This is a genomic window from Streptomyces sp. NPDC020996, from assembly GCF_040641355.1.
In the GTDB taxonomy this organism is placed as follows: domain Bacteria; phylum Actinomycetota; class Actinomycetes; order Streptomycetales; family Streptomycetaceae; genus Streptomyces.
Window position 1 is genome coordinate 46848 of the sequence record NZ_JBFADM010000017.1, and the last position, 17092, is coordinate 63939.

Sequence of the window (17092 nt, forward strand, 5' to 3'; positions counted from 1 at the left end):
GGAGGAGAAGGGGCGCGAAGCTCCTTGGAAGGGTGGGGGTGGGTGACGGGCCGGGAGGAGAAGGGGCGCGAAGCTCCTTGGAAGGGTGGGGGTGGGTGACGGGCCGGGAGGAGAAGGGGCGCGAAGCTCCTTGGAAGGGTGGGGGTGGGTGACGGGCGGGCGTACGGTGTTCTCGACAGACCGGCGGCCTGGGGCGACACTTGTGCGGCCCCCCGGCCCGACGTCCTTGATCCCTAGAGGAAGGTGTCCGCGTGCCCCGCCGCAGAATCGGCTTCTGGTACCGCTTCGCCGCGGTGATCTGCAAACCGCCGCTGGTGGTTCTGATCAAGCGGGACTGGCGCGGAATGGAGCACATTCCGGCCGAGGGCGGATTTATCACCGTGGTGAACCACAATTCCCACGTGGATCCCGTCGCATACGCGCACTTTCAGTACAACACCGGACGGGTCCCCCGATTTCTGGCGAAGAGCGGCCTTTTCCGGAAGGGATTCGTCGGTGCCGCGATGCGCGGCACCGGGCAGATCCCCGTCTACCGCGAGAGCACGGACGCCCTGAGCGCCTTCCGGGCGGCGATCGACGCCGTGGAACGCGGCGAGTGCGTCGCCTTCTACCCCGAGGGCACCCTCACCCGCGACCCGGACGGCTGGCCGATGACCGGCAAGACCGGCGCCGCCCGCGTCGCCCTGCAGACCAAGTGCCCGGTGATTCCGGTCGCCCAGTGGGGCGCCAACGAACTGCTGCCGCCGTACGCGAGGAAGCCGGACCTCTTCCCGCGCAAGACCCACCACGTGCTCGCCGGCCCGCCCGTGGACCTCTCGCGCTTCTACGACAAGGAGATGACTCCCGAGCTGCTGAAGGAGGCGACCGAGGCCATCATGGCCGCCATCACCCGCCAGCTGGAGGAGATCCGCGGCGAGAAGGCGCCGGGGACGCCGTACGACCCGCGTCGTGAGCGGATCGAGCAGCGCCGCAGGACCGAGGCACAGACCGGCCAGGCGCACGCCGGCCAGGCGCAGATCGGCCGGGAAAGGGACGGCAGCAAGTGAGCGAACCTGTCAAGGCGGCGGTCTTCAGCGCCGGTTCGTGGGGCACGGCGTTCGGGACGGTGCTGGCCGACGCCGGCTGCCAGGTCACCCTGTGGGCGCGCCGCGCGGAGGTCGCCGAGGCGATCAACTCCGGGCGCACGAACCCCGACTACTTCCCCGGCGTGGAGCTCCCGGAGAACCTCCGGGCCACCACCGACCCCGCCGAGGCCGCCGCGGGCGCCGACTTCACGGTCCTCTCGGTGCCCTCCCAGACGCTGCGCGCCAACCTCGCCGAGTGGGTGCCGCTGCTGGCCCCGGACACGGTCCTGGTCTCGCTGATGAAGGGCGTCGAACTCGGTTCCGCCATGCGGATGAGCGAGGTGATCGAGGACGTCGCCAAGGTCGGCGCGGACCGGATCGCCGTGGTCACCGGGCCCAACCTGGCCCGGGAGATCGTCGCCCGGATGCCGGCCGCCTCGGTGGTCGCGTGCACCGACGAGGCCGTCGCCCGGCGGCTGCAGGCCGCCTGTCACACGCCGTACTTCCGGCCGTACACCAACACCGACGTGGTCGGCTGTGAACTGGGCGGCGCGGTCAAGAACGTCATCGGTCTCGCGGTCGGCATCGCGGACGGCATGGGCCTCGGCGACAACGCCAAGGGCTCCCTCATCACGCGCGGACTCGCCGAGACCACCCGGCTCGGGGTCGCGCTGGGCGCCGACCCGCTGACGTTCTCCGGGCTGGCCGGACTGGGCGACCTGGTGGCGACCTGCTCCTCGCCGCTGTCGCGCAACCACACCTTCGGCACCAACCTCGGCAAGGGAATGACCCTGCAGGAGACCATCGCGGTCACCAAGCAGACCGCCGAGGGCGTCAAGTCCTGCGAGTCCGTGCTGGATCTGGCGCGCCGGCACGGCGTCGACATGCCCATCACCGAGACGGTCGTCGCCATCGTGCACGAGGGCAAGTCCCCGGTGGTCGCCGTCAAGGAGCTGATGTCGCGCAGCGCGAAGCCGGAACGACGCTGAGCGACCCGGCGCCCGGCGCCCGGCGCCGACGTGCTCGGTCCTGCGGGCCCGTGCGGGTTCGCGCCACCGACGCCGACGCGCCCTCCGGCTCACCGGGGGGCGCACGCTGTCTCCGGGCACCACCACCGGGTACGCTCATCGCGATATGAGCACCGAGAACCTTCCCCAGAGCCCTGAGCAGCCGCCTCGCAAGCCGCGCGTGGCCGTCGTGTTCGGGGGGCGCAGCTCCGAACACGGGATCTCCACGGTCACCGCCGGCGCCGTCCTGAGGGCCATCGACCGGACGAAGTACGACGTCCTGCCGATCGGCATCACCCGGGAAGGCCGCTGGGTGCTCACCGCCGACGAACCGGACCGCATGGCGATCACCGACCGCCGCACCCCGGAGGTCGCGGAACTGGCCGAGTCCGGCGAGGGCGGCGTGGTGCTCCCCGTCGACCCCGCCAGCCGCGAAGTCGTCTACAGCGAGCCCGGATCGGTGCCCAAGGCGCTCGGCGAGGTCGACGTCGTCTTCCCCGTCCTGCACGGCCCGTACGGCGAGGACGGCACCCTGCAGGGGCTGCTGGACCTGGCCGGCGTGCCGTACGTCGGCTCGGGCGTGCTCTCCTCGGCCGTCGGCCAGGACAAGGAGTACATGAAGCGGGTGTTCGCCTCCTTCGGGCTCAAGGTCGGCCCGTACGTGGTGATCCGGCCGCGCGAGTGGCAGCGGGACGAGCCGGCCGCCCGCAAGCGGATCGTCGACTTCGCCGGCGAGCACGGCTGGCCGCTGTTCGTGAAGCCCGCGCGCGCGGGCTCGTCCATCGGCATCACCAAGGTCGACGACCTCTCGGGCCTGGACGAGGCGATCGCGGAGGCCCAGCGGCACGACCCGAAGATCCTCGTGGAGGCGGCCGTGCGCGGCCGTGAGATCGAGTGCGGCGTCCTGGAGTTCGAGGACGGCCCGCGCGCCTCCGTGCCCGCGGAGATCCCGCCGCCGGACGCGCACGCCTACTACGACTTCGAGGCCAAGTACATCGACTCCACCCCGGGCGTCGTGCCGGCGCCGCTGACGCCGGAGCAGACCGCCGAGGTGCGGGCGCTCGCCGTGGAGGCGTTCGAGGCGGCCTCCTGCGAGGGGCTGGTGCGCGCGGACTTCTTCCTCACCGAGGACGGGGAGTTCGTGATCAACGAGATCAACACGATGCCCGGCTTCACGCCCATCTCGATGTACCCGCAGATGTGGCAGGCCAGCGGGATCGGCTACCCGGAATTGGTGGACCGGCTGCTGCGGGCGGCGCTGCGCAGGTCCACGGGCCTGCGCTGAGCCGCCGGCCCGCACGGGCGGGCCGGCGCCGAGGATCTGCGCTGAACCGGCCGGCGTCAGGCCGGCCGACAGGGAGTCAGCCGGACGCGAGTCAGTCGGCGATCCCCTCGGGGATCGCCTTCTCGACGGCCGGCGCCAGGTCCACCAGCGGCGCCAGGCCGTTGCCGGTGCGCGCCTTCGGGATCGTCACCTCCACGTACACCACGCGCAGCGTCGTGGTGAAACGGAACGAGCCGTCGTCCCGCTTCTGCAGCAGCCAGCCCACCCCGTTCGCCTCCACGCCGTCGGCCTCCGGATCGTTCATCTCCGAGGGCCGCGGCACACCGCACCGCAGTATGATCGCCGGGCTCCCCCAGCCCGCGGTCAGCGCGGACGCGGGCTGGGGATCCCGGCGGCTCTGACCGTCCACCTTCGCGGGCAGCGCCTCGTCGAGGTTCCGGCACAGTTTCGCGGCCTTCGGGGAGGGGCTGGGAACCGCCGCCGTCGCATGCCCGTCTGCCGAGGAGCAGCCGGTGACGGTGACCAGCAGGGCGAACGCGGACAGGCCGATGAGCCGGTGACGGAAGAACTTCACCGGCCAAGGGTAGACGGGGGCTACAGATGCACGACCGGGCAGGTCAGGGTGCGCGTGATGCCGTCCACTTGCTGGACCTTCGCGACCACCATTCGACCGAGGTCGTCCACGGTGTCGGACTGGGCGCGCACGATCACGTCGTACGGTCCGGTCACGTCCTCGGCCTGGATGACTCCAGGGAGCTTGCTGATCGTCTCGGCGACGGTCGACGCCTTGCCGACCTCCGTCTGGATCAGAATGTACGCCTGTACCACGGAACCTCCAGGGCGGCCACGAGGATCATGTGGGGAAAAGGAACGCCACCGTATCGCGTCGCCGCGTGCCACGGGGAGACCCGCGGTAGCCGGGGCCTGCGCGCCGCGGTGCGGGCACGACCGAAGCCGACGGCCACCTCGACCGTATCGGGGACACTGATGACGCGCGACCGGGCACGGCACGGGACGGAAGGGGAGCAAGGGAAATGAAGGGCACTGTTGGTGAGCTCGGGGAGTTCGGGCTCATCAGGGAGCTCACCTCCCGTCTCACCACCACCCCGGCGGTCCGGGTCGGCCCCGGCGACGACGCCGCGGTCGTCGCCGCGCCCGACCGGCGGGTCGTGGCCAGCACCGACATCCTCCTGGAGGGACGGCACTTCCGCCGCGACTGGTCCACCGCCTACGACGTGGGACGCAAGGCGGCCGCGCAGAACCTCGCGGACATCGCCGCCATGGGCGCCGTGCCGACCGCGCTGCTGCTCGGCCTGGTCGTGCCGGCCGAGCTGCCGGTGACCTGGCCGAGCGAGCTGATGGACGGCCTGCGCGACGAGTGCCAGGTCGCGGGCGCGTCCGTGGTCGGCGGCGACGTGGTACGCGGCGACACGATCATGGTGTCGATCACCGCGCTCGGCGACCTGCGCAACCAGGAGCCCGTCACCCGGGGCGGCGCGCAGCCCGGCGACCGGGTCGCGGTCACCGGCTGGCTGGGCTGGTCCGCGGCCGGGCACGCGGTGCTCTCCCGCGGCTTCCGCTCCCCGCGGGCGTTCGTGGAGGCGCACCGGCGTCCCGAGCCGCCCTACCACGCCGGGCCGGCCGCCGCGGCGCTCGGCGCGACCGCGATGTGCGACGTCAGCGACGGTCTGATCGCCGACCTCGGGCACATCGCCGAGGCGAGCAAGGTCCGCATCGACATCCGCTCCGGCGCGATCGACATCCCGTCCCAGATGAACGACATCGGGCAGGCCGTCGGCGTCGACCCCATGCAGTGGGTGCTGACCGGAGGAGAGGACCACGCGATCGTGGCGACCTTCCCGCCGGACGTGAAGCTGCCCGCGCGCTGGAAGGTGATCGGCGAGGTGCTCAACCCCTCGGCGCTGCCCCAGGTGACGGTCGACGGGGCGCCGTGGACCAGCAAGGGCGGCTGGGACCACTTCGGGGACATCGAGGCGTGATCCCGCGCGTGCTGACGGTGGCCGGCTCCGACTCCGGCGGGGGCGCCGGGATCCAGGCCGACCTGAAGACCATGCTGGCGCTCGGGGTGCACGGGATGAGCGTCGTCACGGCGGTCACCGCGCAGAACTCCCTGGGCGTGCAGGGCGCCTGGGAGCTGCCGGTGGAGGCGGTGCGGGCCCAGTACCGCAGCGTGGTCGACGACATCGGCGTACAGGCCGTGAAGACCGGGATGCTCGCCTCGGCCGAACTCGTCGAGGCGGTGGCCGAGTTGATCGGCGCGACGGACGCGCCGGCGGTCGTCGACCCGGTGGGCGTCTCCAAGCACGGGGACCCGCTGCTCGCGGCCTCCGCGCTGGACGCCGTACGGACGAAGCTGCTTCCGGTCGCGACCGTCGCGACGCCGAACCTCGACGAGGTGGCCCGGCTCACGGGGGTGCGGGTGGAGTCGGAGGCGCAGCTGCGCCCGGCCGCGGCGGCCGTCCTCGCGTACGGTCCGGCGTGGGTGCTGATCAAGGGCGGTCACCTGCCCGGCGACGCCGTGGACCTGCTCACGGACGGCTCCGTTGAGCACTGGCTGCGCGCGCCCCGGCTCGACAACCGGCACACGCACGGCACGGGCTGCACCCTCGCCTCGGCGATCGCCGCGCAGCTCGCGAAGGGGCGGTCCGTGCCCGAGGCGGTGGCCGCGGCCAAGGAGTACGTCACCGGGGCGATCGCCGCCGGCTTTCCGCTCGGCGCCGGCATCGGACCCGTCGACCACGGGTGGGCCCTCAGGAGGGAGACTCCCCCGCCCTGACCCGCCTCCGGGCCCCGGACACAGCAGGAAGCCGGCCCACCTGGTGGTGGACCGGCTCCGTGCAGCGAACCAGCGGTGGCCGCGCGCTCAACAGCAGAGCGTCAGCGCGAGACCTTGCCGGCCTTGATGCACGAGGTGCAAGCGTTCACGCGCTTCGGCGTCCCGCCCACCACGGTACGCACACGCTGGATGTTCGGGTTCCAGCGGCGGGACGTACGGCGGTGCGAGTGCGAGATGTTGTTGCCGAAGCCCGGCCCCTTGCCGCAGACGTCGCAGTTGGCAGCCACGGGTCACTCCAAAGACTTCAGATGCACTTACGGTTGATCCCGGCATGCCGGGATCAAGATCTAGGATCAGAGATCTGGATGGCGTTGCCAGGGGAATGGCCCGATCAGGATCGGGCAACCGGAGCAGCATACAACGACCGCGCCGGTGCAACGAAACTACCATGGCTGCTCAGACCCCCGCTCCCGGCCCCCGCCCGGCCCGCCGCCGGGCCCGCACCGGCCCGGGGTCTACGCTGCGTGCAGTCCAGCAGCTCAAGGAGGCGCAGGTGGCGCACGTGCCGCAGACATTCTTCGATGCTCTCGCGGTGCGCACCTGGTGCGGCCTCGCGCTGGAGGCGCTCGGACGCGCGCGCGAGGAGATCGACGCGATCAACGTCTTCCCCGTCGCCGACGGGGACACCGGCACGAACCTGTACCTGACCGTGGAGTCCGCCGTCGCGGCGGTCGAGGCGGTGTTCACGGCCCACGAGGCCGGCTCCCGGGCGCCGGGCAGGACCGACGGGCCCCTGCTGGCCGACGCGGTGCACGCGATGGCGCACGGGGCGCTGATCGGCGCGCAGGGCAACTCCGGGACGATCCTCGCGCAGTTGCTGCGCGGCATGGCCCAGGTCCTCGCCGACGGTGAGACACCGCACACCGACGGACCCGGCCTGCGGCGCGCCCTGCACAACGCCGCCGAGTCCGCCCGCCGGGCCGTCGAGCACCCCGTCGAGGGCACGGTCCTGTCGGTCGCCGCCGCCGCCGCGGAGGCGGCCGTCGCGGCGGACGGGGACTGCGGGGCGGTCGCGCGGGCCGCCTACGAGGGCGCGCGCGCGGCACTCGCCGCGACGCCCGGGCAGCTGGGGGTGCTGGGCCGCGCCGGGGTGGTCGACGCCGGCGGCCGGGGGCTGGTGGCGGTGCTGGCCGCGCTGGTGGAGACGTTCACGGGGGAGACGCCGAGGGCGGTGCCGGTGCGGGTCGCCCCGGTCCACGCGCGCGTGGCGGACGCGGCCGACGGGCCCGAGGAAGGCGCGGCGGACCGCACGACCGCCGGCGCCGGCGGCGAGTGCGGCGACGGCCCGGCGGACGGCGGCCCCGCCTTCGAGGTGATCTACCTCCTGGAGGCCGGGGACGCGGCGGTGGCGCGGCTGCGCGAACGCCTCGACGGCCTTGGGGACTCCCTGGTCGTGGTCGGCGGCGACGGGCTGTGGAACGTCCACGTGCACGTGGACGACGCGGGTGCCGCCGTGGAGGCGGGCATCGAGGCCGGACGGCCGCACCGGATCAGGATCACCCACTTCGGGGCCGGCACCGTGCACACGCGCGCCGGTGAGCGCCTGCCGCAGGAGCCCGCCCAGCGCGCGGTGGTGGCGGTCGTGCCCGGCGAGGGACTGGCCGGGCTGTACGCCGAGGCCGGCGCGACCACCGTGCTCGCCCGCCCGGGGGAGCCGCCCGCCAGCGGGGAGCTCGTGGACGCCGTACGGCGGGCCCACGCGCGCGAGGTCGTGCTGCTGCCCAACGACGCCGAGTTGCGCCACACCGCTGCCGCGGCGGCCGAGCAGGCGCGCGCCGAGGGCGTCCGGGTGGCCCTGATCCCGACGCGCTCCCCGGTCCAGGGGATCGCGGCGCTGGCCGTGCACGAGCCCGGGCGGCGCTTCGACGAGGACGTCGTGTCGATGACCTCGGCGGCGGGCGCGACCCGGTACGCCGAGGTGGCCGTCGCCGAACGCGAGTCCTGGACCACGGCCGGCATCTGCCAGGCCGGCGACGTGCTCGGCCTGATCGAGGGCGACGTGGCCGTGATCGGCTCCGACGTCACCGCCGTCGCCGAGACGGTCCTCGACCGCATGCTCGCGGCCGGCGGCGAACTCGTGACGCTCGTCCTCGGCGACGAGGCGCCCGAGTCCATCGCCGGCCACCTCGAAGCACGCGTGCGTGAGTCGTACCTCGCCGTCGACACGGTCGTCCACCACGGCGGACGACAGGGCGCCCCGCTGCTGATCGGCGTCGAGTAGCACGCCCCCGCGGCCCCTTGTGGACCCGCCGCCTCGCGTCCTGGCGTCCTGTGCCTCGCGGTCGTGCGTGTGCGGGCTTGTGGGGCGGGGCAGCTCGGTCGGCGTGCGGCTCCCGGACGACCGCAGCGCTGCGTTCCGCAGGCCTGGGTCCTGGCGCCTTGGGCCGGCAGCCTTGTGCCCCGCCGCCTTGCGTCACTCCGCCCGCGCGTCCGCCGCCTTGCGTCCTGGCGTGCTGTGCCCTGCGGTCCTGCGTGCGCGGGCTTGTGGGGCGGGTCAGCTCGGTCGGCGTGCGGCTCCCGGACGACCGCAGCTCTGGCGTCCCGCGGTCTTGCGTCACTCCGCCCGCGCGTCCGCCGCCTTGCGTCCTGGCGTGCTGTGCCCTGCGGTCCTGCGTGCGCGGGCTTGTGGGGCGGGTCAGCTCGGTCGGCGTGCGGCTCCCGGACGACCGCAGCGCTGCGTTCCGCAGGCCTGGGTCCTGGCGCCTTGGGCCGGCAGCCTTGTGCCCCGCCGCCTTGCGTTGTGCCGCCGCCTCGCGTCACTCCGCTCTGCGCGTCCCAGACCCGCGACCAGCAGCCCTGCGGGGCCGCTCAGCCGGCCTGCTGCTCCCGGACGACCCGCAGCAGGTGCTCCGCCTCCGCCCGCCGCCCCGCGATGGTCCCGTCGGGCTCGTCCGGCTCGTCGGTCGTCTCCGCCTCGTCGCGGCCGTCGTACGCGGCCAGCACCGCACGCGCGCGTGCCGACGCCCGCTCGGGCCGGCCGAGGTCGGCCTCCAGCCACCCGGCGGCCAGTTCGGCGCCGGTGCGGCTGTGCAGGGCGTCGCCGCCGAGGGAGGCGAACACCACGGCCGCCTCGGAGACCTGGGACAGGGCCGCCTCCAGCGTGGCCCGGATGGCGTCGCCGTCGGCGTCGTCGGCGTCCTCGGCGGCGGAACGGGCCAGCAGCTCGCCGAACTGGCGGTGCGTGTGCCCGAGTTCGGCGAGCAGGTGCGGCCGCGCCGGATCGTCGGGCGGGCCGGCGTCCAGCGCCGCCCGGCACTCCCGGACCGCGTCCGCCATCAACTCCCGTGCCGCCCCGGCCCCGTCGTCCGTTCGCAGCGCGAGCCACGCGCGGGCGCGCAGGGAGCGCACCAGGCCGTGCACGTCGCCGAGGGAGCGCCACAGCTCGCCCGCGCGCACGTAGGCCCGGTCGGCCTCGGCCGGCAGCCCCGCGTGCCCGAGGGACTCGGCGGCGAGGTGGGCGAGCGTGGCGTGGTCCTGCTGCTCCGGCCAGTGCCGGGCGATCTCGGCCGCCCGCAGCCGCCGTTCCGCGGACGCGCGGTGCTCGCCGAGCTCGCTCAGGCAGTCGCCGAGCCACCACAGCGTCTGCACGACCGAGCCGTCGCCGTGCGTCCGGGCGTGCAGGTCGGGCAGCGCGGACTCCAGCACCTCCGCGGCCTCCGCCCACCGGCCCTGGCGCAGCAGCAGGCCGCCGAGCTGGTGCCGGGCCCAGGCGCCCAGCGCGGGCCCCTCGTCGGCCTCGTCGGCCCAGTGGGCGGCCTCCAAGGCGTGCGCGGCGGCCTCCTCGGCCAGGTCCCGCCCGCCGAGCACCTCGGCGAGCTGGAGGTGGAGCTGGGCCCGTCCGACCGCCTCCAGGTACGGTCCGCCGTGCTCCAGGGCCGCCCGCAGCGCCCGTTCCGCCTCGGCGACGTCGCCCAGGTGATGCGCCAGTCCGGCCAGCCGCGCCTCGTACTCCACCGCGAACCACGGCAGCCCCGCGTCGACGAACTGCGCGGCGGCCCGCCGGAACAGCTCCGCCGCCTCCGCCACGTCCCCCGCGCCGGCCGCCAGGTCCGCCAGCATCGCCCGCGCCTCGGCCGCCCGCGAGGCGAGCCGTATGTCGCCCCCGGCGTGCCCGTCGACGAGGGTGAGCACCTCGCGCACCGCGGCCTCGGCCCCGGCGGTGATCTCCTCCGCGACGCCTGCGCCCCCGGCGGCCTCGCCCGCCTCCTGCACCCGCCGCATCCAGATCCGCGCCCGCCCCATCAGCACGGACGCCGTCTGCCGCAGGCCCGTGGCCCCCTCGGCGTACAGCGCCAGCACCCGGTCGCAGGGCTCGGCGACCGCGGCGAGGGCTTCCTCGACCCGGCCCGCCAGGGCGCGTACGTAGGCCGCACGCGTGCGTGCCGCCAGCGCCTCCCCGGGATCGCCCGCCTCCGCGTACAGCTCGGCGGCCCGCTCGAACAGTTCGGCGCCCTCCGGTCCCCGGCCCATCGCCTCGTGGTCGACGACCTCGGCGCGGTCGCGGGCGTCCAGCCGGTCGCCCCCGGCCGCCTCCGCGGCCCGTGCGACCGCCGCCCACGCCTCGACGGCGTGCGGCCGCAGGCCCTCCGACAGCCGCCGCGCCTCGGCCAGCAGGGCGTCCAGGCCGGGCTCGCTCGCGCCCGCGGCGACCGGCGGCGCCACGGGAGGCGGCGGCGCGGAGACCGGGCGGGCGGTGCGCACACCGAGCGGCAGCCGTTCCACCAGCGGCTCCTGCGCCATACGTGCGCGGGCCCGGTCGCTGACGTACGGGGTGCCGTTGCGCTGGTCGAACCGTGCCGCCAGGGCGAGCGCCTCCGCGCGTGCGTGCGCGCCCAGTTCCCGCGCCGTCCACGCCCGGCCCGCCGGACCCGGCACCTGCTCCTCGCCCAGCCCCCGCTGCTCCAGCCGGTCCATGAGCAGCGCCACGACCGCCATGAAGTCCAGCTTGCTGCGCGGATGCCCGGTGTCCGTGAAGTACGCCGGCCGCTCCGCGAGCAGTTCGAGACCGCGCGCCTCGTTGCCGGTCAGCGCGCAGAACTCCACATGGTCCGCGTACGCACCCCGCATGCTCTCCATGGACCGCACCAGCCGGAAACCCCGCAGGTGGTTGGCGCGCGCCTCGTCGGGCCGGTCCAGCCGCAGCAGCGGCACCAGGGAGGACGCCAGCACCGTGTGCGGCTCGTGCGCGCAGGTGAACTCGCCGTCCAGGACCGGCCGCCACAGCAGCAGCGCCTCCGCGTCCCGGCCCCGCTCCGCCTGCCACCAGCCCTGCCCGTGCAGCTCGCACGCGTGGCAGTCGGCCATGGCGTCCCGGTCCGCGGCCAGCCACGCCGCGTACGCCCGCTCCGCCCGCGGCACGTCCCCGACATGCGCGGCCACGCTCAACTCGGCGCTGCGCACCGCCCGTTCGGAGTGACCCGCGAGCCGGTAACGGTGCTCCATCTCGGCGAGCCACTTCTCGATCGAGGCGAGCGGGATGTGCGGCTGGTCGAGCATGCCGGCCGACATCCACTTGAAGACCCAGTGCAGCGAGTGCGTCTCGTACTCGTCGAAGTCCTCCGGACGCTCGTCCCACATACGCAGCAGGCGCGCGAAGGGGACGAACATCTTGTCCTTCTCGGAGCTGTAGTTGTAGACCTTCAGCTGGTGCCCGAGCGCCTCGATCACGGCCAGCGGGACGTCCAGCTTCTCGGCCTCGGCGAGCAGCTGCTCCGCGCGCGCGTTGCGGGCCGGCCCCTCCGGCTGCTCGGAGTTGTCCGCCATCGCCCGGCGGAGGGAGTCGATGTCCGTGATGCCGCTCACCGGTGACCGTCCTCGCCGTGCGTGGCCCACTCCAGCAGGCCGATGAACGCCCTGTTCAGCAGCGCCGAGTCGGCCGGCCGCAGCGGGCGCTGGGACATCAGCAGGGCCTGCCCGTACAGGGACTCCGTCGCGGTGCCGATCAGCTCCGGATCACCCAGCGAACTGATCCGCCGCACCAGCGGGTTGAGGTGGTTGAGCACCAGACGCGCGCGCGGGGCGCTGCCGCGCAGCGAGCCGAGGATGCCGGCCCACAGGTCGTCGGCCTGCTCCTCCGCCTCGGCGCGGGCCTGTTCGTGACGCGCCGCGCGGTCGTCCAGGTGGAGGGCGGGAACGGACAGCGGGTGGAAGGCGCGCAGCACGATGTCGCACCCCACCGGGTCCAGCCTGGCCCGCGCCGCCGCCAGGAACCCGGCCAGCGCCAGCTCCTCCGACGGGTCGACGGCGTCCAGGTGCGCGGTCACCGTGTCCGCGTCCAGCTCGGCGACCACCGTCCCCGGCCGCACCGACGGCAGCGCCTCGACCAGCTCGCTGTCGTACGTGTAGCCGCCGTTGATCACCCCGACGCCCTGCGCGGACGCGATCGGAGCGACCTGCCGGTACTCCTCGACGGTCCGCGTGAAGTGCACCACCGGGTGCCGTTGCGCGAACTCCTCCAGCGACAGCCGCCCGTCCGTCGTCTCGAAGGGCAGCCACGGCAGCATCGTGCGCAGCATCTCCCTGTCGTGCCGGGCGAGTGACTTCACGCCCAGGTGGTGCACGGCCAGGAAGGCCGCCAGCCGCTCCGGGTCCCCGGCCGCGAGCCCCGTCAGCCACGACCGGATCCGCTCGCCGAGCGCCTCCCGCACGGCCGCCAGCGTCTCGTCCTCGTAGAGCGACTCCCGCGAGGCCGTCGGCCGCAGGCTGTCCGTGTCCAGGACGCAGCGCACGAAGAACGCCCAGTCCGGCAGCAGCTGTTCGGCCCGCTCGGTCAGCAGCATGCCCTTGAGGTGGACGCGGTGCGTCGCCCGCTGGGCGGGGCTGACGGCAGAAGGCAGGACGTAGGCCACCCCGCGGATCCCGGCGAGCGGCACGTCCAGCCCGATCGAGTCCAGCGGGGTGAACCCGAACAGCTCGTGACAGTGCCGCGCCAGCGCCACCCGGCGGGCGGCGGGGGAGGGGTACGCGCGGTCCCAGGGCGCGGGCAGGTCGGTGACCGTCTCGTCGCCGACCCGGACGTCGTAGGGCAGCAGGGAGCCGAAGTGGCGCGCCAGCGTGAACACCCGCTCCGGCGACAGCCACTCCGCGGCCCCGGCCCGCGCCACCAGGTGCACGGTGGTGCCCGGTTCGGGCCGCGCCTCACGGGGCAGCGTCCGCACGGTGTACGAGCCGTCGTCGCTCGCCGTCCACTCCACGGGCGCCGCGTCCGGGGTCCGGGCGCTGCGGCTGACCACCCGGATCCGCTCGGCGACCACGAAGCAGGCCAGCAGGCCGATGCCGAACTGCCCGAGGAAGTCCGAGCGGACCTCCTGGATGCCGTCGGCGCGCTTGGAGCTGCGTCCGATGGTGGCCAGCAGGTCGTGCACGTCCGACTCCGTCAGCCCGACGCCGGTGTCCTCGATCCGCAGGGCGGCGCCGCCGTCGGGGGAATCCGCGTGGAGCCGCACCCGCGCGGGGGCGCCGGGCTCCTCCGCGCGCCGGGCCGTGATGGCGTCGACGGCGTTCTGCAGCAGCTCCCGCAGGTAGACCTTGGGGCTCGAGTAGAGGTGATGGGACAGCAGGTCCACCAGGCCGCGCAGGTCGACCTGGAACATGTGAGGTGGGTGGGGTGGGTGGGACGGCTGGGATGACTGTGAGGTCTGGGAGTCCATCGTCGCTGCGCCGGTGGGGGGACGGGGGAGGCGCGGGGTCGGGCGGTCCCTGGTGGGGCGGTGACCGCGGGATGGCCGGAGGCGCGTCATCCTAGGGCCGGACCGAACCGCCTGACCATGGGTTTCGGGGTACGTATAAGGCAATGTCAGTGCCGTGGTGTGCAATGGATCCCGTGCCCGCACTGCAAGGACCACTGCAACAGCCGCTGAAGTCGGTGCTCGGCCCCGCCACCGCGAAGGTGATGGCCGAGCACCTCGGCCTGCACACCGTCGGCGACCTCCTCCACCACTACCCGCGCAGATACGAGGAGCGCGGCCAGCTCACCCACCTCGCCGACCTCCCGATGGACGAGCACGTCACGGTGGTCGCGATGGTCGCCGACGCCCGCCTGCACACCTTCGCCTCCTCCAGGGCCCCCCGGGGCAAGGGCCAGCGCCTCGAGGTCACGATCACGGACGGCAGCGGCAGGCTCCAGCTGGTCTTCTTCGGCAACGGCGTGCACAAGCCCCACAAGGAACTCCTGCCGGGCACCCGCGCGATGTTCTCCGGCAAGGTCTCCGTCTTCAACCGACGCCTCCAACTGGCGCACCCCGCATACGAGTTGCTGCGCGGCGCGGAGGACGACCCAGGGGAGACGCCCGAGACCTGGGCCGGCGCCCTGATCCCCATCTACCCCGCCACCGCCAAGCTGGAGTCCTGGAAGATCGGCAAGGCGATCCAGACGGTGCTGCCCACCGCACAGGACGCGATCGACCCCCTTCCGCCCTCCCTGCGCGAGGGCCGCGGCCTGGTCCCCCTGCCCGAGGCCCTGCTGAAGATCCACCGCCCGCACACCAAGGCCGACGTCGCCGACGCCCGCGCCCGCCTGAAGTGGGACGAGGCCTTCGTCCTCCAGGTGGCCCTGGCCCGTCGCCGCCACGCCGACACCCTGCTGCCCGCCGTACCCCGCAGACCGTCCCCCGACGGCCTCCTCACGGCCTTCGACGCCCGCCTCCCCTTCACCCTCACCGAGGGCCAGCGGAAGGTCTCCGAGGAGATCTTCGCCGACCTCGCGACCGAGCACCCGATGCACCGGCTGCTGCAGGGGGAGGTCGGTTCGGGGAAGACCCTGGTCGCCCTGCGCGCCATGCTCGCCGTCGTCGACGCCGGCGGTCAGGCCGCGATGCTCGCGCCCACCGAGGTGCTCGCCCAGCAGCACCACCGGTCCGTGGTGGAGATGATGGGGGAGCTGGCCGAGGGGGGCATGCTCGGCGGGGCCGAGCATGCCACGAAGGTGGTCCTGCTCACCGGCTCCACCGGCGCGGCCGCCCGGCGGCAGGCACTGCTCGACCTCGTCACCGGGGAGGCGGGCCTCGTCATCGGCACGCACGCGCTGATCGAGGACAAGGTGCAGTTCCACGACCTCGGGCTGGTCGTGGTCGACGAGCAGCACCGCTTCGGCGTCGAACAGCGCGACGCCCTGCGCGGGAAGGGCAAGCAGCCGCCGCACCTGCTCGTCATGACCGCCACCCCCATCCCGCGCACCGTCGCCATGACCGTCTTCGGCGACCTGGAGACCTCCGTCCTCGACCAGCTCCCGGCCGGCCGCTCGCCCATCGCCAGCCATGTCGTCCCGGCCGCCGACAAGCCCCACTTCCTCGCCCGCGCCTGGGAGCGGGTGCGCGAGGAGGTGGCGGGCGGCCACCAGGCGTACGTCGTCTGCCCGCGCATCGGCGACGAGGACGACGAGGGCGCGGACCCGAAGAAGCGGAAGTCGCCGGAGGACGAGGCCGAGAAGCGGCCCCCGCTCGCCGTCCTCGACGTGGCCGCCCAGCTGGCGAAGGGCCCGCTCCAGGGGCTCCGCATCGAGGTCCTGCACGGCCGTATGGCGCCGGACGACAAGGACGCCGTCATGCGCCGCTTCGCCGCCGGCGAGACCGACGTCCTGGTCGCCACCACCGTCATCGAGGTCGGCGTCAACGTCCCGAACGCCACCGCGATGGTGATCATGGACGCCGACCGCTTCGGCGTCTCCCAGCTCCACCAGCTGCGCGGCCGCGTCGGCCGGGGCTCCGCGGCCGGCCTGTGCCTGCTGGTCACCGAGATGCCGGAGGCCGCCCCGGCGCGTCAGCGCCTGAGCGCGGTCGCCGCCACCCTCGACGGCTTCGAGCTCTCCCGCATCGACCTCGAACAGCGCCGCGAGGGCGACGTCCTCGGCCAGGCCCAGTCCGGCGCCCGCACCAGCCTGCGCATGCTCACGGTCATCGAGGACGAGGAGATCATCGCCGAGGCGAGACAGGAGGCGACCGCCGTGGTGGCGGCCGACCCGGAGCTGACCGGCCTGCCGGGCCTGCGCACCGCCCTGGACGCCCTGCTGGACGAGGAGCGGGAGCAGTACCTGGAGAAGGGGTGAGTCCGGCCGCCGACAGCGCGTGAGCACCCCCTTGCCCCCGGCTGCGAGACTGGACCCGTGGCCATCCGGCCGGCCGTCCGACGACCCGTCGGACCACCCGTCCGACGACCTGTCGGATGGGCCGTCCGACGAGCCGTCGGACGACCCGTCCATGACCCGTCCGACGGCCCATCCATGACCCAATCCATGACCCATCCATGACCCACCCGACGAACGAGGACCCGCGATGACCCGCGTGATCGCCGGCGCGGCCGGCGGACGCCGCCTGGCCGTCCCTCCCGGTACCGGCACCCGCCCGACCTCCGACCGCGCGCGCGAGGGCCTGTTCTCCACCTGGCAGTCCCTGCTCGGCGGCCCCCTCGACGGCGAGCGGGTCCTCGACCTGTACGCCGGCTCCGGCGCCGTCGGCCTGGAGGCGCTCTCCCGCGGCGCCGGCCACGTCCTCCTCGTCGAGGCCGACGCCCGCGCGGCCCGCGTCGTGCGGGAGAACGTCGGCCGCCTCGGCCTGCCGGGCGCCGAGGTCCGGGCGGGCCGCGCCGAACAGGTCGTCCGGTCGCCGGCGCCCGAGGAGCCGTACGACATCGTCTTCCTCGATCCGCCCTACGCCGTCCCGGACGACGATCTTCGGGAGATTCTCCTCACACTCCGCTCGCAGGGCTGGCTCGCGGCGCGGGCCCTCGTCACCGTGGAGCGCAGCACCAGAGGCGGCGAGTTCAGGTGGCCGGACGGTTTCGCCGCGATCCGGGCCCGTCGCTACGGCGAGGGAACGTTTTGGTACGGTCGCGCCGCCTCTACGTGCGAAGACGCACGATGACCGGACCGGAGAGCGAGGGATCA

At 74.1% G+C, this 17092-nt stretch carries 14 protein-coding genes; 9 read left to right on the forward strand and 5 right to left on the reverse strand.

Annotation, left to right across the window (positions count from 1 at the left end; all coding sequences use genetic code 11):
- The first annotated feature begins 251 nt into the window (after positions 1 to 251).
- The 3 genes from AB0G63_RS14970 to AB0G63_RS14980 all read left to right on the forward strand — a co-directional run bounded on the left by AB0G63_RS14970 (position 252) and on the right by AB0G63_RS14980 (position 3356).
- Positions 252 to 1046, forward strand: a complete 795-nt coding sequence (locus AB0G63_RS14970; RefSeq protein WP_360749733.1) for a lysophospholipid acyltransferase family protein — start codon at positions 252 to 254, stop codon at positions 1044 to 1046.
- Entirely contained in the window at positions 1043 to 2053 is a 1011-nt protein-coding gene (locus AB0G63_RS14975) for an NAD(P)H-dependent glycerol-3-phosphate dehydrogenase (RefSeq protein ID WP_360749736.1), read from the forward strand. The genes AB0G63_RS14970 and AB0G63_RS14975 overlap by 4 nt, the downstream gene beginning before the upstream one ends.
- Positions 2054 to 2198: 145 nt before the next feature.
- The gene (locus AB0G63_RS14980) at positions 2199 to 3356 is read left to right on the forward strand and encodes a D-alanine--D-alanine ligase family protein (RefSeq protein ID WP_360749738.1); all 1158 of its coding nucleotides are present in this window, start codon (positions 2199 to 2201) and stop codon (positions 3354 to 3356) included.
- A 91-nt stretch (positions 3357 to 3447) separates the two neighbouring features.
- On the opposite strand, the gene AB0G63_RS14985 is transcribed toward AB0G63_RS14980, so the two are convergent.
- Together AB0G63_RS14985 and AB0G63_RS14990 are read right to left on the reverse strand one after the other, a co-directional pair.
- Positions 3448 to 3930 carry a DUF3515 domain-containing protein gene (locus AB0G63_RS14985; protein ID WP_360749741.1) on the reverse strand — a complete coding sequence of 161 codons (483 nt, stop codon included), beginning with the start codon at positions 3928 to 3930 and terminating at the stop codon, positions 3448 to 3450.
- Between the two features lie 20 nt (positions 3931 to 3950).
- Positions 3951 to 4184: an Lrp/AsnC ligand binding domain-containing protein gene (locus AB0G63_RS14990; RefSeq protein WP_324788849.1), complete on the reverse strand. Its 234-nt coding sequence runs from the start codon at positions 4182 to 4184 to the stop codon at positions 3951 to 3953.
- Between the two features lie 206 nt (positions 4185 to 4390).
- Between AB0G63_RS14990 and AB0G63_RS14995 the strand changes: the two genes are divergently transcribed.
- Positions 4391 to 5356 carry a thiamine-phosphate kinase gene (locus AB0G63_RS14995; protein WP_324788850.1) on the forward strand — a complete coding sequence of 322 codons (966 nt, stop codon included), beginning with the start codon at positions 4391 to 4393 and terminating at the stop codon, positions 5354 to 5356.
- Positions 5353 to 6153 (forward strand): bifunctional hydroxymethylpyrimidine kinase/phosphomethylpyrimidine kinase, encoded by an 801-nt coding sequence (gene thiD / locus AB0G63_RS15000; protein ID WP_360749746.1) that lies wholly within the window; start codon positions 5353 to 5355, stop codon positions 6151 to 6153. The genes AB0G63_RS14995 and thiD overlap by 4 nt, the downstream gene beginning before the upstream one ends.
- Before the next feature lie 101 nt (positions 6154 to 6254).
- Here thiD and rpmB read toward each other — a convergent pair whose 3' ends face one another.
- Positions 6255 to 6440, reverse strand: a complete 186-nt coding sequence (gene rpmB, locus AB0G63_RS15005; protein ID WP_003993230.1) for a 50S ribosomal protein L28 — start codon at positions 6438 to 6440, stop codon at positions 6255 to 6257.
- Between the two features lie 266 nt (positions 6441 to 6706).
- Here rpmB and AB0G63_RS15010 point away from each other — a divergent pair, with 266 nt between their 5' ends.
- On the forward strand, positions 6707 to 8434 hold the full coding sequence (locus AB0G63_RS15010) for a DAK2 domain-containing protein (protein ID WP_360749925.1): 1728 nt from the start codon (positions 6707 to 6709) through the stop codon (positions 8432 to 8434).
- A gap of 587 nt (positions 8435 to 9021) precedes the next feature.
- Here AB0G63_RS15010 and AB0G63_RS15015 read toward each other — a convergent pair.
- Together AB0G63_RS15015 and AB0G63_RS15020 are read right to left on the reverse strand one after the other, a co-directional pair.
- Complete coding sequence (locus tag AB0G63_RS15015) at positions 9022 to 12015, reverse strand: tetratricopeptide repeat protein (protein WP_360749749.1); 2994 nt, start codon at positions 12013 to 12015, stop codon at positions 9022 to 9024.
- Positions 12012 to 13862, reverse strand: a complete 1851-nt coding sequence (locus tag AB0G63_RS15020; protein ID WP_360749752.1) for an HSP90 family protein — start codon at positions 13860 to 13862, stop codon at positions 12012 to 12014. Before AB0G63_RS15020 ends, AB0G63_RS15015 begins: the two co-directional genes overlap by 4 nt.
- Before the next feature lie 164 nt (positions 13863 to 14026).
- Here AB0G63_RS15020 and recG point away from each other — a divergent pair, with 164 nt between their 5' ends.
- Genes recG through rsmD form a run of 3 tightly spaced genes read left to right on the forward strand, consistent with a single transcriptional unit; the run spans position 14027 to position 17069 of the window.
- A complete protein-coding gene (recG, locus tag AB0G63_RS15025) occupies positions 14027 to 16255 on the forward strand; it encodes an ATP-dependent DNA helicase RecG (RefSeq protein WP_360749755.1) in 2229 nt (742 codons plus the stop codon).
- Positions 16256 to 16274: 19 nt separating this feature from the next.
- On the forward strand, positions 16275 to 16433 hold the full coding sequence (locus tag AB0G63_RS15030) for a PT domain-containing protein (RefSeq protein ID WP_360749758.1): 159 nt from the start codon (positions 16275 to 16277) through the stop codon (positions 16431 to 16433).
- 48 nt (positions 16434 to 16481) lie between these two features.
- Complete coding sequence (gene rsmD / locus AB0G63_RS15035; protein WP_360749761.1) at positions 16482 to 17069, forward strand: 16S rRNA (guanine(966)-N(2))-methyltransferase RsmD; 588 nt, start codon at positions 16482 to 16484, stop codon at positions 17067 to 17069.
- Positions 17070 to 17092 lie beyond the last annotated feature (23 nt).